Raw genomic sequence first — 21,271 nt, 5'->3', positions numbered from 1 at the left:
GAGATCAGGCTCCGCCATCCGGAGTGCGATCGAAAGATTCGCGCGCCAGCGGTAAGGCCATCCCGTGGGATGTCCCGATCGTGGAGGGCTGAGGCTGGCCAAAAACCAGACGCAGTCGATGTTCCAGAAGGCTGCGTGCCAGCGCCGTCGTCGCCAGCGCCATGATCACGAAGTCGACGCTCTGCACGCTGAACCAGTGTGTTTCGGAGAGGTTCGTGATCGCTTGCTGAAAGAACAGGGCCAGAAACAGGGCGCCCTGATGGCGGTCGATTTCCAGCAGCTGCAGCGACTGCCGGATATGCACGACGATATAGGCGATCAGGCACAGCAGGCCGATCCAACCCAGATCGTTGACGATTTCCAGATAGCCGTTGTGGGCGGATCCGGGATAAAAGGAGCCCATGCGCCACACGAACGCATACGAGTCCGCTCCGGGGACCGGTCCGGCGGTCCAATAGGCCGCGTAGCCGCTGCCGAGGAAGGGACGGTAACTGATATGCTCGGAAAGAATCGTCCAGATTTCAGTGCGGCCGGTGAGCGACGTGTCCTTGCCGGTCAGCGCGGTGACGGGGGCCATCAGGGTTCCCAGCCCCGGGATCAGATTCAGGATAGCGAGGGTGTATATCAGGAGCAGCGCCACCAGCATCGAGACCAGATAGGGCATATAAGGACGCAGGCCCTGAGGCGAGCGCAACAGCACGAGCAGCACGGCCATCACGAATAAAGTGGCCGCCAGCGATGTCGAACTGCGCGACAGCACCAGGCAGGTTACAGCGACCGCGCCACCGGTCAACGCCGGCAGGAATCTGACCTCCCGGGTCAGCCAGGCATGAAACCAGAAAATCAGAGAAATGCAGGCCAGGGCGCCAAGGCCATTCTTGTGATTCGCGAGTCCGTGCCATGCGCCGATGAGTTCCGGCGTGGTTTGCTGATGGATGGCGAGCGCTGGAAACACGAGACCAAAAATGATCGAGCCCAGCAGCACGATGGTAAGTATCGGGCGTACGACGTTCTGGTAGCGTCGCGCGTGCCAGCTCATCAACACGAATGCGACACAGGCCAACACAATCGTGCCCAGGCGGATAAGACGCCGGATGCTCAGGGCTGGGTCAATGGACCAGGCGACGCTGACAATCGCGAGCGCGACGAAAAGGAGAAAAAAAGGATTCAGCACGCGCGCCAGCAGCCAGGCCAGACCCGCGCGCCAGGATACCATCATGATGCCCAGCGCCAGCAGCAACAGCCACAGCATGCGGCTGATGGGCCCGCCTGAACTGGGCGCACTGGCTGTGGCGAGCCTCTGATAATCGAAGCCTTCCGGCACGATCATCAGCACGATCAGCACCCACATCATTCCCGCCAGGAACCAGGAATACCGGTCGTCTCGCAGCCACGTCATGCCGTGGGGTTGCGCGGGGTTCGATGTTGTCAGTTCCATAACTATCGCTTTTTCTGGATGAGGCGCCGGCGCCAGGCAAAGCGATGCGGCGGACCGGCATGAAAATCAGAAATGGCTGATGACGGCGCCGAGAATCAGTGAACGCGTGGCCGCCAGTCGCCGCAACATGTCCTGCATGTCCTTGTAAGGCGTATGGTGCGCGCGGCTCAGCGCCAGCACGCGGCCGACCAGACTCGCCACCGCCAGTCCGTCTGAAAAATGCATGACCGGTGCCGTATCGATCACGACGAATTCAAAATTGTCGCGCCAATCCTCGATCATCGAGGCGAAGGCGCTGCTGGACAGCAACTCCAGCGGATTGGCCGGTACCTCGCCCGCCGTCAACACCGACATTCGCGGCAAACCGCGCACGGCATGAAGCTGCGGTTTTGTGCCGTACTCGATCGCCTGCGACAGTCCCTGACGGTTGTCGGTGCCGAAAAACAAATGCTGCTGCGGGTGGCGCAAATCCGCATCGACCAGCAGCGTCGGACGGCCCATTTGCGCGAAGGAAATGGCGAGTTCCGCCGCCAGCAGCGAGCGGCCTTCGCCAGGACACGGGCTCAACAACGCGACGATGTCGGCGCGATCAACCGACTCGCGTCGCAACAGCAGCTCGGTCCGCAGCGCGCGGATTTTTTCGTAGCGCGGGTCGTAAGGGTCGTGCGCCACGATCAAGCGGTCACTGGGTTCCACCATGCTCTCGATCTGTGTGATTTCGCTCCTGGACCTCGAGGCCTGATCGGCGCCTCCATGCGATGCGTGTTTGGTATCGACGGCGCCGTGGCTGGCAGTTTTTATGTTCATGCGGTTGTCCTCATCGTTAGCGCGCCGAATTCCGCCAGCACCGGAATCCCGTGATGGCGCTCGAGATCATCGCGGCAGCGCACGCGGCGGTTGAACAGTTCGTAAGTCAGTGGAATGCCAAGCCCCAGCGCCCCGGCGGCGATACTGCCCAAAAGAATTCCGGTCAATATTTTTGGCTTGGTGGCTTTTACCGGCGGCGTGGCCCGGCTGACAAAGCTGACGTTGGTGTAATGGCCGGCGGAAGCAAACATGATCTGGTCGTAACCTTCGAGCGCGCGTTTGTACACAGCCTGGGCGGATTCGAGTTCCAGGAGATATTTCGCGGCATCGTCGTGCAGCTGACCCATGGCGAGCACCTTTGCGCGCTGCTCCGCCACGGCCTGCCGCAGATTCTGCTCCAGCCGCTGCGCCACGCTCAGTTCCGCTGACGCGTTGGCGGAATAGCTTTGCAGGGCAACCGCAAGCGAGTGCCGGGTGGCATCCATTTCCGATTGCAACTCCAGTATGTCTGGGTGTTGCGGTGTGTAGGCCGTATTCAGCTGTGCCAGACGCGCGCCCTGGGTGGCGAGCTGCGTTTTCAGCGATTGAATCAGCGGTGAAGCCAGGACCTGATCATTGACGGACTGGTCTCCCGACGCCCTTGCTTCGGCGGTGCGGCGCGCATTCTGCGCTTCCAGCAGGCGCCCCTCGAGGGTTGCCAGCAGGACCACATCGACGTTGGTCTTGTTTCCTTCATCGATCAGGTTGTTGCGTTGATGAAACGCCGTGACCTGCTTCTGCGCCTGGTCAACCTTGACCTTGAGTTCACTTAATTGCTCCGCATAACGCTTGGCGCGTTCACCGGGCGGACCGGTTGAGCGCATATAGTCCTGTTCCTTGTAAACCTCCGCCACCGTATTCGCCACCTGCGCCGCTTCCGCCGGCTTGTTCGCCGAGTACGTCACATAGATCAGCTGACTGCCCAGTTGACCCTGATAAATCGCCAAATTCTTGCTGATTTTTTTGGCCACCCATTCACGCAGCGTACCGCTGTCCCCACGGTAACCCCGCGCATAATCCTTGTCCTCCGTCAGCCGCAGACGGTCGACCACGGCCAGCAACACCTCCGGGGTTTGCATCAGCTCCACCTGCGTCGAGATGTAGCTGCCCACCTGACCGACCGGCAGTTCCTTGCCGTTCAACGGGTCGTTGACCTCGTAGTTCACCATCAGCGTCACCATGGCCGTGTAGGTTCGCGGCCACAGTGTCATGACCAGCGCCGTAAGGGACAAAACCGCGAGCAGGATGAGCAGGCTCAGCTTCCGGTAGGCGCGGACGATCGAAAGGATCTGCGCCAGCGAAAGGCCGGGATAAACGAAGTTCAGCGGAATAACCGGCGTAACCACCGACACGGCGGTTTCCCGGGAGACGACGGGGAGATTGTGGGGAGCGGTCATAGGGCAGTCCTCATGGGCAATGTGCTCGTCTGCGGTGGTAACGCGCCAAATTCCGCCAGCACCGGAATCCCGTGATGGCGCTCGAGATCATCGCGGCAGCGCACGCGGCGGTGGAACAGTTCGTAAATCAGCGGAATGCCAAGTCCCAGCGCCCCGGCTGCCATGCTGCCGAGAAGAAACCCGGTCAATACCTTGGGCTTGACGGCCTTTACCGGCGGCGAGGCCCGGCTGACAAAGCTGACGTTGGTGTAGTGGCCGGCAGTGGTGAATTTGTACTCGACCGGCAGCGCTTCCTGCTGCACTGCCGGGCTCTTTTCCGTGGAAGTACCGGCGGAGAGATTGTTTGATTGGGCTGCCAGCGAAAGACGGGTGGCATCGATTTGGGATTGCAACTCCACGACTTCAGGGTGCCGCGATGCCAGGGTGATGTTAAGCCTGGTCATGCGTGCTTCCTGGCCGGTGAGCTGCGATTTCAAGGATCGCATCATGTTCGAAGTCAGATAAACCTCCGCCACCGTATTCGCCACCTGCGCCGCTTCCGCCGGCTTGTTCGCCGAGTACGTCACATAGATCAGCTGACTGCCCAGTTGACCCTGATAAATCGCCAAATTCTTGCTGATTTTTTTGGCCACCCATTCACGCAGCGTACCGCTGTCCCCACGGTAACCCCGCGCATAATCCTTGTCCTCCGTCAGCCGCAGACGGTCGACCACGGCCAGCAACACCTCCGGGGTTTGCATCAGCTCCACCTGCGTCGAGATGTAGCTGCCCACCTGACCGACCGGCAGTTCCTTGCCGTTCAACGGGTCGTTGACCTCGTAGTTCACCATCAGCGTCACCATGGCCGTGTAGGTTCGCGGCCACAGTGTCATGACCAGCGCCGTAAGGGACAAAACCGCGAGCAGGATGAGCAGGCTCAGCTTCCGGTAGGCGCGGACGATCGAAAGGATCTGCGCCAGCGAAAGGCCGGGATAAACGAAGTTCAGCGGAATAACCGGCGTAACCACCGACACGGCGGTTTCCCGGGAGACGACGGGGAGATTGTTCATAAGCAAGTATCCGTCCCGCATGACGGCATTGACGCATGGAAACCCGTTTACATTGACAGAACCAACTGCGTTGGCTGTTCCTGCCGGCGCCATCAGCCAGATTCCATGTCATCGACAGGATTGACCCGCGCAAAATCTGTTGTATTAATTAGCTTTTTATAGGGTTACAGGCATTACCGTCTGTGCGGTGTCGTACACAAGACCTTGGCGCCTGAGAGTCGCTGTGGCACCCGGCCCTACCAGCTCCGGGACGCGATAAAGGCCGCAACTTGCTGTGCCACGACCGCGTAACCCTTGTCGTTCAGGTGCTCGGCGTCATTGCGCAGCGAGCTGGGTGGCACATCGTTGATGTGGTCCTGAACGTCCTGGAGGCTGGCTGGATCGTAGTTGTTTATCAGTATCTTGCGGATATCGAAAAAGTTATCCGGATAGGTTCGCGCAAGGTCGGCGTTGATCTGCGCCAACTGATCGTAGGACGTGGTTCCGATGCCTTCATCGCCCGCGTTAAGCAGGCTCATCACGATATACCGTTTGCTGGAAAGAAACGCGATGCACTTGGCGATATCGGACTTTACTCCCGGCGGATCGTAAAAATTATTTTGCCCCATCCAGAACACGTTAATTCCATCCTCTCGACCGAAGGTATCGGGGTGGAAAGGGCTTTGCGCGGGAATGTATTCCGGCACCCCCGGAGTATCGCGTGTGAATGCCAACTGCGGATTATTGTCAGCATCGGTCTGATAGCTCAGCGTGCCGTGAAATCCACCGATAGTTCCGGTGACAGGACCGGGGCCCTCGGCGGTTACCGGGAAGGTCGACTGCGATTCAAGCACGACAGGACCTGCGGAAATGAGGGTATTACCCGGAAACGTCAATAATGCTGGCGCGCCGCCCTGGCGCGCTGCGATTTGATCGCTGTTTTGTCCTGAAACACCGCCGTTATAGGTGTTGCGTCCCGTCAATGACTGCAGCTGCGCGGGATAACTCGAGTCAGAGTCGGTGGCGCCAACGCCGGAAGTGGTGCTGTCTCCCCAGACGGCGATCTGATCCGAGGCAGCTGTTGTTTCAGACGATGATCCACCGCCAGAACAGGACGAAAGAGTGATAACAAGAAACGCACAGGCGGCGGCGAACAAAATATGTACCGAGCTTATTCCTCGCGTACTGGTCGCTGGCTGTGTCACGAACGATCCTCACTATTTCCGGTTTTCCACCGATATGCCAATTTGGTATGCGCAAACAAACCATCATTTCCTGGCTGATGATCGAATTTTACGGGAACAGGACCATTGGCCTCTGTGCGCTGACAAACATACCGGGTGCGAGGATTATGTACGTCCGCGTACAGACGCAGGATTCCTGCCAGCATACTGTCCGTGTCTGTTCATTAATCTGAAACAGGGGGATAAGGTCTTGCTGCCCGTTATTTCCCTTTGGTTGCGGCGAACGGAAAATGGTCTATCCAAATATTGCCTTCCGAAGCCTGGTTACCGGTGGCTGGCACCAAACTCTTCAACGCCAGAGTCAAAACTCGACAACGCTTTGACGCAATGGGCACCATAACGACTGATCGCGTCAATGATCCGGCGATGCGTCTCCGGAGAGCTGTTATGGCGGGGAAAAAAAAGCTTGAGTTTCCCTGCTTTCCGGGCCAACGCCGTTTTTGGCTGTTGCATCAACTCAATCCACGTAATCCATCGTTGAACCTCACCGTGCGTTGGCGTCTGCAGGGCACGATTTCCAATGCCGGGCTGGAAAATGCATTTCGACTGATCATGGCGCGACATCAGGTTTTGCGCACGTATTTTGCGGAGACCGGTGGCGAAGTCATGCAGATCATTGAGCCGCAGGTTTCCTTCCATATTCCCGTGATCGATTTGACGGGATTACCCGAAGCGGAAGCGCTGATCGAAACCGGGCGCATCGCACGTCTGGAAGCGTGCACTCCCTTCGATTTATCGGCACCACCGCTGATGCGAATAACGCACGTGCGCCTGCGCAGGGATGATTCGGTATTGCTGGTGACGCTGCATCATATCGTCAGCGACTCGTGGTCGATCAACATCCTGGCGCGCGAGTTGAGTGAGATTGGCGTGGCGCTGGATGCAGGCCGGCCCGCGGTATTGCCGGATCTGCCCGTCAGTTACGGTGAATTTTCGGCACGGCGGGCGCAGCGACTCACCAGGCCAGTCCCGCAGACGGATGCGGATTACTGGGAACGCGCCCTGCGAGGCTTCAAGCATTTCGAAATTCGAACTGATCGCGCGCGTCCAACGATGTTGACGGCGAACGGAAGCGCCCTGTCAGTTCCCCTGGGCAGGGAATTAGCCAGCGAACTGGCGCAACTTGGCCGTCTCAACGGTACCACGCTGCCTGTGACCGTTCTGGCGGCGCTGTTGACACTGCTGCGCCGTTATACAGGGGAATCCGATATTTCCATCGGCAGCGAATTTTCCGATCGCGACGAAGCGGATCTCGGGAATCTGATCGGCCTGTTCAGCAACAGGCTGGTGGTGCGCAACGATTTGTCGGACGATCCCGGCTTCCTCGAGCTGCTGGTGCGTATTCGCGACAGTCTTGCCGGCATCCTGAAGCATCAGCAGATAACGACGCAAGATCTGATCGAAATCGTGAAGCCCGCGCCGGACCTGAGCCGGAATCCGCTGTTTTCGGTGAATTTCACGTTCCCGCGGCCGTTGATGACGAGCAATAACTCTGCCGGCTTCAGGCTGATCGAGCTGCCCTCGTGTTCCGTGCGCGCGGCCTGCGATTTGGATTTCTCCCTGGTAGAAGGACCGGAAGGCTGGAGCGCGTGCTGTGAATACAATCTTGATCTGTTTGAGAATCAAACAATCGTTCGTCTTCTCGATCATCTCAAGGTGCTGTTGCACTCTGTGGTGACCGATCCGTCGCGCAAAATCTCGAGCCTGACGATGCTTGACGATAGCGAGCGCCATGAGCTGATTGTCGAAAACAATCGCACCAGTGCCATCTATCCGAGGCATCTGACGCTGCCTCAGCTTTTCGAGGCCCAGGCCAGACGCACGCCGGAAGCGGTCGCCGTGGTTTGCGGTGAGCGCAGCATGAGCTATCGTGAACTCGACCTCGCATCGAACCGGCTGGCCTATGAACTGCGACGACGCGGGGTTGAGCCGGCCAGCCGGGTCGCGGTGGTTCTGGACCGCACGTCCGAGCTGATGGTGGCGCTCCTGGCCGTGCTTAAATCCGGCAGTGCCTATATCCCGCTCGACCCGACTTACCCGGTGGAGCGTTTGCAGTACATATTCGAGAGCGCGCGCCCCGCGGCCCTTATCACGCAAGCTTCGTTACGCGAACACCTGGTCTATGAGGCGATGTCGGTAATCGTTGTCGACTCGCAGTCCATGCTGATTGCAAAACAGAGTGCGGAAGCTTTGCCGCCGTCCGCATCGCCCGACGATCCCGCCTATGTCATCTACACCTCCGGATCGACCGGACGGCCAAAAGGAGTGGCGATTCATCACCGTGCACTGGTCAATCTGCTTTGCGCGATGCGGCGTCAGCCCGGGCTCACTCATGAAGACACGGTGGTTTCGGTTACCACGATCTCTTTCGATATGGCGGTGCCGGATCTGTTTCTTCCCTTGATTGTCGGCGCCAGGCTGATTTTGGCGAAGGAACAGGAAATGGCCGACGGCGCCGCGTTGTTCGCGCTTCTGCAGCGACACCAGGCCAGCTTCATGCAGGCCACGCCGGTGATGTGGCAGGTTCTGCTTGAGGCAGGCTGGCATGGTAACCCGCCGCTCAAGATGTTGTGTGGGGGCGAAGCGATGCCGCGCCACCTCGCTGAAAGGCTGCTGCAATGCGACGGCGAACTCTGGAATATGTACGGACCTACCGAGACCACCGTCTGGTCCTCGGCGCTGCGGGTTGAGGCCGGCACGGGGCCGGTTCCGATCGGGCCGCCGATCGCCAATACGCAGTTCTACATTGTCGATAGCCATCAGGAGTTGGTGCCGCATGGCGTGCCCGGTGAGCTTTGTATTGGAGGCGACGGAGTCGCGCACGGCTATTTCGAGCAGCCGGAGGCAACCAGGGAGAAATTCATCCCCGACAAGTTCCGCAAGCATGCCGGCGCGATGATGTACCGTACCGGTGACATGGTCCGCATGAAACAGCATGGGAGCATGGAGTATCTCGGCCGTATCGATCACCAGATAAAATTGCGTGGTTTTCGCATAGAGCTGGGAGAAATCGAGACGGTGCTGTTGCGCCATCCGGACATTGCCGAGGCCGTCGCCGTGCTCGGACAAGACCCTTCGGGGGAGGGTGCGATCTGGGCCTACGCGGTTCCTCAGGTCGCCCGGGCGGAGTCGCCTGAAGTCCTGATTGACGCATTGCGCGCCAGCCTGTCGCAATCCCTGCCGGGTTATATGTGCCCTGCATCCATCGTCATGCTCGATGCGCTGCCACGCACGCCAAACGGCAAGATCGACCGCCGTAACCTGCCGGCACCAGTACCGCATCAAAGCAAGGAAACGGCGCAACCACTCAACGAGGTTGAACGTCGTCTGGCCAGGATCTGGAGTTCGGTTCTGGGAGTCGAGACAATCGACAAGACCGCGGATTTCTTCGAATCGGGTGGCCATTCCCTGCTGGCGGCGCGGCTGTTGGCCCGTATCGAGGCAGAGTTCGGGCAACGGCTGAGCCTGTTGACCTTGTTCAAGGCATCGAGCATCGCTGAACAGGCAAAGCTGTTGACGTACAGCGGTCAGCGCGAATTCGATTTTCGGCAAGTGGTCCGGTTGCAGCCCAATGGTTCAAAGCCGCCTTTGATCGCCATCCATAACACCGGTGTTTATTATTACAATCTTTCCAGACGTCTTGGCCCGGATCAACCTCTCACGGCGCTTCAGCTGTTCGACCCTTCGATAACGCGCCAAAGTCTGCCGCAAACGCTGGAAGTCATCGCCGCCGAGTACGTTCAGCTTATCCGCAAGTTTCAGGCCACCGGACCTTACAAGCTGATTGGCTGGTGCGTCGGCGGGGTGCTGGCCTTCGAGGTGGCGCGACAGCTTGTTGAGGCGGGACACGAGGTTTCGCTGCTCGCCATGATTGATGCCTGGGCACCGGGCCACCATCGACGACTTTCCCGGACGCGCGCCATCCTTGCCGATTACTCGTATCGCTGGCAACTGATTGGCGCGGACTGGCGGAGAGTGATATCGCGCGAGCAGACGCTGGCCGCGTTCATGGAACAGCGGGTCATGTATAAAAGACTGTTGCGCTGGTTTGGCCGCTCGCCGGCCAGCCCACCGGCTCGCGTCGCATTCGAGACCAGGGAGTCAAGCGCGGAAAATTATGATCAGTGGCTGCTCGGCTATCTTGAGGAAATGGCGCAATCCTATGAGCCCAAACCTTACTCGGGAAAAATAATGCTTTTGTGCAGCGCCCAGGAGCCCAAAGGTCTGTTTCTCGACCCGCAAATGGGTTGGGGCCCTTTCGCGTTGGCCGGTGTCGATGTTTCCGTCCTCGACGGCGATCATTTTACTGTGTTCAAGGGCCATGGCCTGGAGCAGATGGCCGCACAAGTCTCGGCGTTGATGGATGCTTATGACAATCCGGGAAAACGACGCACCGTGAGCGCATAAATAAACATGTCGAGGCACATCATATCCACTGAGGAAAACAGGAGCAGCCGGAATTCCCCTGGTGCTCCGGATCATAAGTCAGTTGAATATGGTTACACCCCGACGTTTCAAAACAATCCCGCCAGTCTTTCTCCGCTGTTGGCCGGTTTATTCCCGCCGGGCGTGGCGGCCGCCGAGCTTCGAATGGCCGGTGACCCGTCGCTGTTATTTCCCGATGAAGCGCGGTATCTCGGACGTGCTGTCGCGAAACGGACCCGCGAGTTCACCGCCGGGCGCCTGTGCGCGCGCCGTGCCCTGGCGGAGTTCGGAGTAACCGGCTACCCGCTGCGCATGAACCGCGACCGGCGGCCACGCTGGCCGGCTCCCGTGATCGGCAGCATAACCCACACCGACGGGATGAGCGGCGCCGTTGTCGCCTGCCGGAAACACTACCGCGCCATCGGTCTGGATATGGAAATCGTCGGGCGCGTGACGCCGGAAATCTGGCCGGTTATCTGTACGCCGGTGGAGACCGCCTGGCTCGCGGCGCTGCGCCAACCGGAGCAGGATCGATGCGCCGCTCTCATTTTCAGCGCCAAGGAATCCTTCTATAAGTGTCAATACGGCGTGACCCGGCAGTGGCTTGAGTTTGACGCTGTCACGCTGGACCTTCCCTCCAACTATGCGAGCGCGGGATGCTTTGTTCTGCGCCCGCGGATGAAAATCGCGTTGTTGGAGCATGATGCCAGGCCCTGGGTGGGACGCTACGAATTTCACGGAAGCCTTGTCGTGACGGGCGTGGTTCTCGAGGCGCGCTGAAAATATCCGCGCGTGACGAAGCTTGTTGCTCCGGATATCCGGCATATTGGGGATGTCTCAGCCGCGATAATGCGAGCCTATGTGCGGCAGGAAACAGAAGTATGGTGATATGGGTGATAGGGTGTTTTTGCTGAATAACCCAATCAACAAGGAGTTTAGGCATGCGAATCAACAAACTCAGTTCTCTCGTCGGCCTGGCGGCCGCGCTGGTTCTCGGTCCTATGGCAGCCGCACAGGCAAAAGGTCCCGGGATTTATTTTGGCGCCTCGTGGGGCGCTTATAGCATCAAGCAAAGCAATCTTGACGACAATGACAATGTGTTGAAAGCGGTCGTCGGCGGTCAGTTCAACGACTGGTTTGGCGTCGAAGGCTCGTGGACCGATTTCAATCGCGTCAACAACGGTGGTGACAGGTTCGAATCCGATGGCAAGGGCCTGGCGGCAGTGTTTTCCATGCCGGTAGGGACTGTGTCGTCGGTCTTTGCCAAAGCCGGGCAGTTCTGGTGGGACTCGGATTCATCGTTGGGCGGCTCGCTGGGAGCCAGTTCCGGCAACGATCCGTTCTGGGGTGGCGGCTTCAAGTTTGGCTTTAACGACCACCTCGCACTGCGCCTCGATGCGGAACGTTATGAAGTGGCGGATACCAACCTCAATACTTTTATGGTTGGTCTCGAATTCAAGTTCTGAGATGCGGTGAAGGGCGGTGCTGGCGCAGACAAGCGAGGCTTGCAGCGGCGCATGATTCAAGTGCGCCGCTGATACCGAACACTTTTCGGTGCGTCGGGGATATCTATTGTATGCGCCTGCTGCCGGGTCCGACGCCGCCGCCGGGACCTCCCATGCCGCCGCCCGAGCCCATGGCCGGAGCCTTTCTATACGCTGGCGGCTCATCCGGCAGCGTTAAACCTCGTTGCTTGGCACGCTCTTTCATCCGTATTTGATGTGCCTGGCGGATCTGATCGCGCTCCTTGCCGGTTTTCGCGGTGTTCATCAGGGCGCTATATTCGTTGTGTTCCTTCTGGGTCATGAGCTGCGAGCCATAAACCAGGCTTGGCGCTTGCAGATCACCCTCGTCCCGATCCTTGTCCGTCACGACAGCTACCGATGCTGTCGCGGAAAATAATGTCGCGATTGCCGTGGAGTAAATAAAAGTACGCTTCATGAAGATTCACCTCGTGTTTGCACGAATGCTACGGATTAGCTGACGAACTGCATTAAGCGCGCGGATACGCATGGGATCGGTGCGGTGACGCGCATAACCAACCATAAATCACACAGAAAAATTATTGGATTCCCGGGTTCCGGAAAATAAAACACGAATTAGTCATGCGAGCCAAGGATTTTCCTATTCGGAATTTAGGTGATTTACCCGGTTGACACTACAGAGTTAATCCGGATAGTGGGAGTCAGTTTTTTTCTGGATAAATAATCGTTTTTACAGGAGAACTCGTGAGAAAAAATTCCGATTTATCGCGTGTTTCGAGAGCGACTTCTGCGTTTCCGACGACCCCCGATCAATTGCTAAGTGAACTCGTCGCCCACCTGCGGCAAAATCGCACTCAATTGCGCGAGGAATGGGCGCGACGCATCACTGAGGCGCAACTGCTCATGGCCATGAGCAAAGACGAAATATTCGCCGAGGCCACGTCGGTCTACGATAACTACGTCGAGGCCCTGGAAACGGGCACTCTCGAAGCCCTGCAGTCCTATTCGCGCAATCTTTCCGAACGCATCATTCCGAGGGGCGTGGAAACCCATGAAGTGGTGGGGATCGTGCTGCTTCTGCGCGACGTGCTGGCGCGTTCCCTGTTCGCCAAATATCAAGCTGATTTCGACAAGCTCAACCGTATTCTCGATGCCTACGAACCGGCCGCCAACCGCATCGCCATCACCGTGGCCGTGGGTTTCGTGCAGGAGCGCGAGCGTACCATTCGCGATCAGCAAGAAGCGATTCGCGAGCTTTCGACGCCAGTGCTGCAAGTGCGTGAGCGCTTGCTGATTCTTCCCATCATCGGTCTGATAGATCCGCAGCGCGCACGCCAATTGACGGAGCAACTCCTGCGCGCCATCCGCACCAACCGCGCCAAAGTGGTGGTGATCGACATCACGGGCGTGGCCGCCATGGACTCCAATGTCGCCAACCACTTGGTGTTGACGGTGGAAGCCTCGCGGCTTTTGGGCGCGACGGTGATTGTGACCGGCCTGTCGCCGGAGATTTCCCAGACGCTGGTGAACATCGGCGTGGATCTCAGCAAGATGAATACAGTGGGCGATCTTCAGGGTGGCATCGAGGAGGCCGAACGCTTGTTGGGCTACAAAGTCGTTTCCATCCGTGAGGCAACGTCGGTTCAACAACCCTAGAAAGGGTTTATCTAAAGGGCCTACTGGTGCAAGTTCCTATTCTCAAGCAAGGCGCGTATCTCATCGCTTCGATCCAATCAGCCCTGTCGGATGCCGATTTGATGCAGTTGCGCGATGCCCTGGTGGCTAAAGTGAGCACGTTTCGCTCGCGTGGCGTCATCGTCGATGTGACGGTGCTGGATGTCATGGATTCGTTCGCCTCGCGCACCCTGCGCGACCTGGTGCACATGATCAAGTTGCGCGGCGCGGTCACAGTAATCGTGGGCATCCAGCCGGAGGTGGCGTTTGCCATGGTGCAGCTTGGACTCACGCTGGAAGGCGTCGCGACGGCATTGGATCTGGAGGAAGGATTAGCGTATTTGGACCAGACCACCACAAGGAAAGTAAGCGCTCCTCGCGATGGATAAAACCCGGATAGTGATTCGCGTGGACATGGATATTGTCGCCGCGCGTCAAAGCGGGCGTTCGCTCGCGTCCGGGCTCGGTTTCAGTAATACCGACGCAATCCTGATCGCCACCGCCATTTCGGAATTGGCGCGTAATATTGTTCACTACGCAAAAGAAGGAGAAATTTCCCTAAGTACTCTGAACAAGAGCGGAGCTTGCGGCATTGTCGTGGTGGCTCGCGATAAAGGACCGGGCATTTCCAATCTGGAGCAGGCGATGAAAATGGGGTTTTCGACCTCCGGCAGTCTGGGTATAGGCCTCCCGGGGGTGCGCCGCTTGATGGACGAATTCAAGATCGATTCGCGCCCCGGTCATGGCACGACCGTGACGGTAAAAAAATGGAAACGATGAACCAGATTGCATTGGATTTGGGAGTCGCGACCTTGACGCTGCCAGGCCAGGAAGAATGTGGTGACCGGTATGTCGTGGTACCCTTTTCTGACGGTGTCCTGGTGGCAGCGGTGGATGGAATCGGGCATGGCGCGGAAGCCGCCAGGGCGGCCGAGATTGCCGGGAATATATTGAAAAGCCGCCCCCACGAGGCGCTCGAGCCGTTGATTAAACGTTGCCATGACGAACTGCGCGGGACACGCGGGGTGGTGATGAGCGTGGCTTCGTTCAATCATCCTGAGATGGCCTTGACGTGGGCGGGGGTCGGGAATGTTGAGGGCAAACTGCTGTCTCGTGACGCGCTTTCTCAGCCCCGAACCTTGTTGCTGAGTGTGGGCATCCTGGGGCACCGGCTGGGCCCGATTCATCCCACCGTGCTCCCGATAAAGGCCGGAGACACATTGATTTTTTCGACCGACGGAGTACGTGAGGATTTTGATCAGCACATGAATCTGAATCAATCGCCCCAGCATCTTGCCGATGACATTATGGCCAGATCGGCGCGCCATACCGACGATGCGCTGGTATTGGTCGGGCGTTATTTGGGATGAACGCACTGCGCAAAACCGAGCAGAAACTGGCATCGCTGTATGCTCAGTCTTTGCGGGAATATCTGGATGGAACCGGAGAAACGGCTTTGCGACAGGCTTACGAGCTGGGACGTGAGGCGATGATTCAGGGGCTGGGCGTGCTGGACATGGTTGCCATCCACGATGAGGCGGCCAGGACCGCGGTGCGCAATACCAGATCACGGGAGAATCCGGCAAAGCAAGCCAAAGCGACATACGCCTTCCTGATGGAGAGTCTATCGCCGTTTGAGATAACGCACCGTACCTTTCGCGAAGCCAATGAAGCGCTGCACCGCCTGAACGAAACTCTCGAGGAGGAAACCAAGCGCCTAGCCCACATGGTGCATGACGACGCCACCCAGCTGTTGGCCGTGGTGCATATCGCCCTGGCGGACCTGGCCGATGATTTGCCGGCGACGATGGGCGAACGCGTCCGGGAAGTCCGTGGTCATCTGGACCAAATCGAAGCGCAGCTTCGGCGCATATCCCATGAATTGCGTCCGACCATGCTGGACGACCTGGGCCTGATGCCGGCGCTGGAATTCCTGGCCGAGCGGATAACCAAGCGCACGGGACTGGCGATTGTCATTGAGGGTTCGACGAACGGCCGACTTGCCTCTTCCATTGAAATCACGCTTTACCGTATTGTTCAGGAAGCCCTGGTCAACGCGACCAAGCATGCTCATGCCAGCCATGCCATGGTGCAAGTGGCGCGGGAACCGTATTCAATACATTGTGCGATTCGGGATAATGGAACCGGTTTCAATGTGCGTGAGACACAGGCCAGGAAAAGCCAGCGTGGCCTGGGGTTGATCGTTATCGGCGAGCGGCTTAAAGCAGTGGGCGGCACCGTGCAAATAAATTCATCGACGCAACGGGGAACTGAGATGTTGATCTCGATACCACTGGAGAGCTGAACAATGGCGATTAGCGTCTTACTCGCCGACGATCACGCGATCGTGCGGCAAGGACTCAAGGCTCTGCTCGATAAAGAAGCTATTGATGTCGTGTGCGAGGCAGCCGATGGGCGGCAAGCGGTGAAAATGGTGCGCGAGCACAAACCGGACGTGGCAGTTCTGGATCTCGCCATGCCGTTGTTAAATGGCCTCGACGCGGCGCGTGAGATCCTCAAAATGCACACCCGGACCAGGCCCATGTTGTTGACCATGCATACCGAGGACCATTATGTCCTGGAGGCGCTGCGCGCCGGAGTTCGCGGCTACGTCATGAAAAGCCACTCACGCGAGGATCTGGTGCGCGCCATCAAGCAAGTGGCGCATGGAGAGGTTTACTTGAGTCCCGGCATTTCCGAGGTAGTGGTTCAGGCGTACCTTAATAAGTCCGATTACTCTTCCGATCCCTTGAGCGGACGAGAACGGCAGGTCTTGCAGCTCGTTGCGGAAGGAAACACCACCAAGAAAGTCGCCTCGCTGTTGGGTCTCAGCGTTAAAACCGCGGAATCACATCGCGCGCGGATCATGGAGAAGCTCGACATTCACGAAACCGCCGGACTGGTGCGTTATGCCATCCGTCGGGGGATTATCCAACCGTAGCTTTATCGTTTGATTCGTTCGTGGCTGAATTTTCCCTGAAGACCCCATCCATATTGAGTTAATTCCGGAATCCTCCTGCCCCCGATTCCGGTATTTCCCCGATTCATATTCCGGTCTTGTCTTGATTGTTAGATGTCATGCGACAGGCCATCCTATGCACGTCAATAATAACGGTCCAGGAGAAAATAAAATGATGTTCACGGATGAAAATGTCATCGAGTTGGCGCCACGCCATCACGAATCGAATTGCCCTCGGGAAAAATCGAAAATCCTGGCGATGGTGCACCCTATCAGCGTACATCAGTGGGCGGAGGGCGCCCAGCAGTGGCTCGCCATGATCGTGGGGTCTTCGAGCGATGCCATTATTGGAAAATCATCAGAGGGGATTATCCTTTCCTGGAATCCTGCCGCCAAACGCCTTTTCGGCTACTCCGCCGCGGCGGCGATAGGCCGCCCTGTCTCCATGCTTTTTCCGCGCGATGGAACCGATGAAATACGGTCGCTCCTCCAACGTAGCGGCAGAGGCGAACAAATTGAATGTCACGAAACGGAATGTATCCGTCAGGATGGCAAGCGGGTTGGTGTTTCCTTGTCGCTTTCGCCCATCAGAGACAAGACCGGCGCTATTGTAGGCACCGCGACGATTGCGCGCGATATCACGGAGCGCAGGCGCATCGAAAATCGGCTGCATCAGCTGGCGTTCCACGACGTCCTTACGGGCCTGCCCAATCGCTTTTTATTTCGCGAGCGCGTTTGCCAGGCCTTCGCCCAGGCGCGCCGCCACGACTTTCAGGTGGCACTGCTGTTTATCGACCTGGATCGATTCAAACAGATCAACGATTCACTGGGACATCAAATTGGAGACCGTCTGCTCCAGGTCACGGCCAGCCGTCTGCGGCGTTGCCTGCGCGAGGGCGACGTCATCGCCCGTCTGGGAGGCGATGAATTCGTTGTCGGTCTCACGGCCCTGACGGACAGCAGCGATGCCACCTTGATTGCCGGAAAAATCCTCGAGACCCTGCGTGAACCCTTTCTCGTGGGCAGCCACGAATTGAACATCAGCGCCAGCATTGGCATCGGCATTTATCCCGCCGATGGTCAGGATATGGAGACCTTGATGCAAGCCGCTGACACGGCCATGTATCAAGCTAAAAAGCAGGGGCGGGGTAATTGCCAACTGGCATCGGCGCTTGGCGCCATGACGCCGTCATCAGAGTCGAGCCCATGTCACGATTGTCAATCGCGCGGAGGGGGAAAAGCGTGCGAGGATTTTCATGTCGCCGCACCGCTGTCCCGGATGGATCCGGACCGAGACAGTTTCGCGGGTGAACGCGAATTCAACGACGGCAACCAACCCATACCGGGGAATATGCCGTGAGCTAGCTCGATTAGAACATTTTATTTTAAAGGAGCCCAGCCATGACCGATTCGTATAACCAGCGACAAAACCATCTTCTCGCCGCTTTACCGGCGTCCGACTACAAGCTTCTGTCGATGCAACTGGAATTAATCCACCTGCCCCAGGGAAAAGTCCTTTGTGAATCCGGAGCGGTGTTTAATTACGTCTACTTTCCCATCACTTCTGTTATCTCCTTGCTGCATGTCACGGAGGAAGGCGCGTGTGCCGAAATCGCCGTGGTGGGTAGTGAGGGAATGATCGGTGTTTCCACCTTCATGGGGGCGGAAACTGCACTTGGCCACGCCGTTGTGCAGAACGCCGGTTACGCCTATCGCCTGAACAAGCAATTATTGAGGCAAAAATTCGATCGTTCGGATTCGGTGCGTCATGTATTGTTGCGTTACACCCAGGCGCTGATCACGCATATGGCGCAAACCGTGGTATGCAACCGCCATCATTCGGTGGATCAGCAACTCTGTCGCTGGTTGTTGCTGAATCTTGATCGTTCACCCACCAATGAATTGGCCGTGACCCATGAATCGATCGCCAACAAGCTTGGCGTGCGCCGCGAAGGTGTCACGGATGCGGCCGGAAAATTGCGCAGCGCCGGCCTGATTCATTATGCCCGCGGCCATATCACCGTGCTTGACCGGCCGCGGCTCGAGGACCGCAGTTGCGAGTGCTATGCCGTAGTTAAAAATGAATTCGACCACATGCTCCCCCATCTGATCGCGGCGTAATGCAGGTTGAGCGCGTCGTTTGATACGATATCAAATGACTGGAATCGTATCGAAGATGAATGGAAACGTATCTAAGCCAAAACACGCGAGAGGCAGGCCGGGCCTGAACCTCGCCCGCCGGACCCGGCTACAGCCAGTATTCCGCGATTCGCGCCAGCCATTCTTTCAATCGCAGCATCAGCGAGCGGTGTTTCCAGTGATCGAGGTCGATGGCATCGGATTCTGCCAGATCTGCGGCAAACATGGCGTCCATTTGCCGGGCAAAGTCGCGCCCCAGTATCGTCGCGTTAATTTCATCGTTGTGCAGAAAACTGCGCCAATCCAGATTGGTTGACCCAACGGTTGACCAGACGCCGTCGATGGAGGCGGTCTTGGAATGCATGACCGCGCCGCGCCGCTCGTAGATCTTGACGCCGGCGCGTAACAATCTGGTGTAATGCGAGCGCCCGGCATGGAACACCGTCCAGGAATCGGTGTGACTCGGCAAGACCAGTTTGACGTCGACACCGCGTCGCGCCGCGTCGGTCAGGGACTTGACCAATTGCGGATCGGGAACGAAGTAGGCATTCGTGAGGTATATGCGCTGTTCGGCATTGCCGATCGCCGACAGCAGCGTGAGATAAATCAGGCTGTGGGGATCGGCGGAAGCGCTGCCGATGGCACGCACGATCTCGTCACCCTGTTTGACGAGTTTGGGGAAGTAGTTTTTCCGGGCCAGCGGCTCGCCCTTTTGTTTGGCCCAGGTGTCCATGAACAGCTTCTGGAACTCCGCCGCCACCGGCCCCTCGATCTGGAGGTGGGTGTCGCGCCAGCCCATGACGCTCGTTGTTTTTTTTCCGGCTGACTTGGCGGATGGACTGCTGGAGTACGATTCGCTGATATTGATGCCGCCGATGAAAGCAATGCGGCCGTCGATCACCAGCAGCTTTCGATGGTCGCGATTATTGAGCAGCCATTTCTTTTTATTCCCGACCAATGGATTGACCGGATTGAATTCCAGCACCTGTATGCCGCCGGTTTTGAGGCGCTCAAAAAAATCCCTGGGCGTATGCAGGCAACCGACGCTGTCGTAAATCAGGTTGACCTGGACGCCGGCCGCCTGTTTTTCCAGCAGCAGATGCGCGAACTGCCGGCCGATCTCGTCGTCTTCGAAGATGTATGTTTCCAGATTGATGTGATCCTTGGCCTGACGGATAGCCGCGAACATGGCCCGGTAGGTCGCCGGTCCGTCCTGCAACAGGACCAGCCTGTTGCCCAGTACCAGCGGGCTGTCGGCGTTAATTGCCTGCTCCAGGGCCAGGTGTTTCTGCAGTATGTCGATGTTGCCGGATTTGCTCTTGAGCTCTTCGAGGATGGCGGCGCTCCTGCCTGCCGAGACAGGCCCGCTCGCGCTATCGAACTCCACCGCCTGTGCATGCGGTTTTTCCAGTTCGCGTTCGGCGTCGGGGAGGGTCGCGCATCCGGCAATACTCAGCAGACAGCAGGCAATGGCGATGCGCCTGACTGTCGCGTCAGGACGAAACAGGGCGGAGAAGCAGGGTAGCAACGATGGGTGAAAATCGTGATAGGGCATTGGCTTGCTATAAACCGGGTCCGGGGCGCCGTAATCCTTGCGCCATTCTATATCAGGGATCCATGGTTATTTTGACCGCCGGTGGCTACACCCTGCGATGAACTGCTTCAGGCGCGGGATCCGGGCATTCCCGGGCATGTGGGCTACCGCACCGATTTGGCGCGTTTCTGCGAACACACTGTTAATTGTCAGTGAAGCCGGATCACCGGGGATGACGGTACGAAAATCTCTCGAAATTCTTCGTCAGGAGGCAATCGTGAACAGGGATCAATTCAAGGGTCGAATCAAGCAGGCAAAAGGCAGGATCAAGGAAATCAGCGGCGAGCTCACCCGTGACAAGTTACTGGAGAAGAAGGGGCAAGCTCAAAAAATCGGAGGCCGGATCCAGGCCGGTTATGGCGATTTCAAGGATGACATCCAGGGCTACAACGATCTCGAGGATGATATCCGGGGCTATGGCGATTCCAGGAATGGCCGCCAGAGCAATCATGACGCAGATTCTTAAAATTCATCATGACAGTAGAGGAATAACATGAACTCCATCGTTTATATGGTAGGGCTCGTTGTCATTGTGCTTTTCGTTCTCGGGTATTTCGGGTTTCGTTAAGCCGTTTATCAATGCAGTTTGATTCCGTGGGCACAGACAAGCCCACGATCCATGCAACTGATCTTGGCTTAATTCGTCATCTATCCGCGTTCAACCGTGGCTGCGTCGTCGCTGGATTATTCGGACTCCAAGCAGGTTATCTCGGACAAATTCGCTAAAGAGCTGCCCTGCGTGCGATAGCGCACAGAACCGGCAGGAGACTAGGCGTATTTATCTCTGCGGCGGCACGGGGCGGGCGTTCCATGTGATTTGCACGGCAAACACGCCGTTATTCATCGCATCGTTAACAAGTCTGACCGGAGGCCGGCATGAACATGACTTTAAGCATTGCCCCGTTGATTTCACTTGTCGCGGGCATACTCATTCTGGCCGCGCCGCGCCTGCTGAACTATATCGTCGCCATTTATCTGATTATTATCGGGCTGCTCGGGCTATTTGGCGCCGGGAACTTTAATCTGCACTAGAAAAGGAGTAT

20 protein-coding genes are annotated in these 21,271 nt (G+C 57.7%); 13 read left to right on the top strand and 7 right to left on the bottom strand.

Going from position 1 to position 21,271, the window contains the following annotated elements; all coding sequences use genetic code 11:
- Window positions 1–4 precede the first annotated feature (4 nt).
- The 5 genes from SCL_RS08940 to SCL_RS14090 all read right to left on the bottom strand — a co-directional run bounded on the left by SCL_RS08940 (window position 5) and on the right by SCL_RS14090 (window position 5,866).
- Entirely contained in the window at window positions 5–1,438 is a 1,434-nt protein-coding gene (locus SCL_RS08940; protein WP_096360898.1) for an O-antigen ligase family protein, read from the bottom strand.
- A gap of 66 nt (window positions 1,439–1,504) precedes the next feature.
- Window positions 1,505–2,245, bottom strand: a complete 741-nt coding sequence (locus tag SCL_RS08935) for a CpsD/CapB family tyrosine-protein kinase (protein ID WP_096360897.1) — start codon at window positions 2,243–2,245, stop codon at window positions 1,505–1,507.
- Entirely contained in the window at window positions 2,242–3,681 is a 1,440-nt protein-coding gene (locus tag SCL_RS08930) for a Wzz/FepE/Etk N-terminal domain-containing protein (protein ID WP_096360896.1), read from the bottom strand. The genes SCL_RS08935 and SCL_RS08930 overlap by 4 nt, the downstream gene beginning before the upstream one ends.
- On the bottom strand, window positions 3,678–4,730 hold the full coding sequence (locus SCL_RS08925) for a Wzz/FepE/Etk N-terminal domain-containing protein (protein ID WP_172425999.1): 1,053 nt from the start codon (window positions 4,728–4,730) through the stop codon (window positions 3,678–3,680). Before SCL_RS08925 ends, SCL_RS08930 begins: the two co-directional genes overlap by 4 nt.
- 236 nt (window positions 4,731–4,966) lie before the next feature.
- Window positions 4,967–5,866: an SGNH/GDSL hydrolase family protein gene (locus SCL_RS14090; RefSeq protein WP_148665055.1), complete on the bottom strand. Its 900-nt coding sequence runs from the start codon at window positions 5,864–5,866 to the stop codon at window positions 4,967–4,969.
- Window positions 5,867–6,340: 474 nt separating this feature from the next.
- Between SCL_RS14090 and SCL_RS08915 the strand changes: the two genes are divergently transcribed.
- The 3 genes from SCL_RS08915 to SCL_RS08905 all read left to right on the top strand — a co-directional run bounded on the left by SCL_RS08915 (window position 6,341) and on the right by SCL_RS08905 (window position 11,844).
- Window positions 6,341–10,360 (top strand): non-ribosomal peptide synthetase, encoded by a 4,020-nt coding sequence (locus SCL_RS08915; protein WP_172425998.1) that lies wholly within the window; start codon window positions 6,341–6,343, stop codon window positions 10,358–10,360.
- 183 nt (window positions 10,361–10,543) lie between these two features.
- The gene (locus tag SCL_RS08910; RefSeq protein WP_172425997.1) at window positions 10,544–11,158 is read left to right on the top strand and encodes a 4'-phosphopantetheinyl transferase family protein; all 615 of its coding nucleotides are present in this window, start codon (window positions 10,544–10,546) and stop codon (window positions 11,156–11,158) included.
- A 161-nt stretch (window positions 11,159–11,319) separates the two neighbouring features.
- Window positions 11,320–11,844: an outer membrane beta-barrel protein gene (locus tag SCL_RS08905; RefSeq protein ID WP_096360891.1), complete on the top strand. Its 525-nt coding sequence runs from the start codon at window positions 11,320–11,322 to the stop codon at window positions 11,842–11,844.
- Window positions 11,845–11,947: 103 nt separating this feature from the next.
- On the opposite strand, the gene SCL_RS08900 is transcribed toward SCL_RS08905, so the two are convergent.
- Window positions 11,948–12,319, bottom strand: a complete 372-nt coding sequence (locus tag SCL_RS08900; RefSeq protein ID WP_096360890.1) for a hypothetical protein — start codon at window positions 12,317–12,319, stop codon at window positions 11,948–11,950.
- Between the two features lie 356 nt (window positions 12,320–12,675).
- Here SCL_RS08900 and SCL_RS08895 point away from each other — a divergent pair, with 356 nt between their 5' ends.
- The 8 genes from SCL_RS08895 (at window position 12,676) to SCL_RS08860 (ending at window position 18,616) form a co-directional block, all read left to right on the top strand.
- Window positions 12,676–13,518: an STAS domain-containing protein gene (locus tag SCL_RS08895; RefSeq protein WP_420823641.1), complete on the top strand. Its 843-nt coding sequence runs from the start codon at window positions 12,676–12,678 to the stop codon at window positions 13,516–13,518.
- A 26-nt stretch (window positions 13,519–13,544) separates the two neighbouring features.
- Window positions 13,545–13,925: an STAS domain-containing protein gene (locus SCL_RS08890; protein WP_096360888.1), complete on the top strand. Its 381-nt coding sequence runs from the start codon at window positions 13,545–13,547 to the stop codon at window positions 13,923–13,925.
- A gap of 25 nt (window positions 13,926–13,950) precedes the next feature.
- On the top strand, window positions 13,951–14,316 hold the full coding sequence (locus tag SCL_RS08885; protein WP_231969861.1) for an anti-sigma regulatory factor: 366 nt from the start codon (window positions 13,951–13,953) through the stop codon (window positions 14,314–14,316).
- Entirely contained in the window at window positions 14,304–14,906 is a 603-nt protein-coding gene (locus SCL_RS08880) for a SpoIIE family protein phosphatase (protein WP_096360886.1), read from the top strand. Before SCL_RS08885 ends, SCL_RS08880 begins: the two co-directional genes overlap by 13 nt.
- The gene (locus SCL_RS08875; RefSeq protein WP_096360885.1) at window positions 14,903–15,841 is read left to right on the top strand and encodes an ATP-binding protein; all 939 of its coding nucleotides are present in this window, start codon (window positions 14,903–14,905) and stop codon (window positions 15,839–15,841) included. The genes SCL_RS08880 and SCL_RS08875 overlap by 4 nt, the downstream gene beginning before the upstream one ends.
- 3 nt (window positions 15,842–15,844) lie before the next feature.
- Complete coding sequence (locus SCL_RS08870; RefSeq protein WP_096360884.1) at window positions 15,845–16,477, top strand: response regulator; 633 nt, start codon at window positions 15,845–15,847, stop codon at window positions 16,475–16,477.
- Window positions 16,478–16,667: 190 nt separating this feature from the next.
- Window positions 16,668–17,855, top strand: a complete 1,188-nt coding sequence (locus SCL_RS08865) for a diguanylate cyclase domain-containing protein (RefSeq protein WP_172425996.1) — start codon at window positions 16,668–16,670, stop codon at window positions 17,853–17,855.
- A 41-nt stretch (window positions 17,856–17,896) separates the two neighbouring features.
- The gene (locus tag SCL_RS08860; protein WP_096360882.1) at window positions 17,897–18,616 is read left to right on the top strand and encodes a Crp/Fnr family transcriptional regulator; all 720 of its coding nucleotides are present in this window, start codon (window positions 17,897–17,899) and stop codon (window positions 18,614–18,616) included.
- Between the two features lie 127 nt (window positions 18,617–18,743).
- Here SCL_RS08860 and cls read toward each other — a convergent pair whose 3' ends face one another.
- Window positions 18,744–20,189 carry a cardiolipin synthase gene (gene cls, locus SCL_RS08855; RefSeq protein ID WP_096360881.1) on the bottom strand — a complete coding sequence of 482 codons (1,446 nt, stop codon included), beginning with the start codon at window positions 20,187–20,189 and terminating at the stop codon, window positions 18,744–18,746.
- Window positions 20,190–20,325: 136 nt separating this feature from the next.
- Here cls and SCL_RS08850 point away from each other — a divergent pair, with 136 nt between their 5' ends.
- The gene (locus tag SCL_RS08850) at window positions 20,326–20,694 is read left to right on the top strand and encodes a CsbD family protein (RefSeq protein WP_197702579.1); all 369 of its coding nucleotides are present in this window, start codon (window positions 20,326–20,328) and stop codon (window positions 20,692–20,694) included.
- A 410-nt stretch (window positions 20,695–21,104) separates the two neighbouring features.
- Window positions 21,105–21,260, top strand: coding sequence for a DUF3096 domain-containing protein (locus SCL_RS08845; protein WP_096360880.1), 156 nt, complete (start codon window positions 21,105–21,107; stop codon window positions 21,258–21,260).
- Window positions 21,261–21,271: the final 11 nt, after the last annotated feature.

It is taken from the genome of Sulfuricaulis limicola (genome assembly GCF_002355735.1).
In the GTDB taxonomy this organism is placed as follows: domain Bacteria; phylum Pseudomonadota; class Gammaproteobacteria; order Acidiferrobacterales; family Sulfurifustaceae; genus Sulfuricaulis; species Sulfuricaulis limicola.
This window is presented reverse-complemented; position numbering and strand designations above follow the sequence as displayed.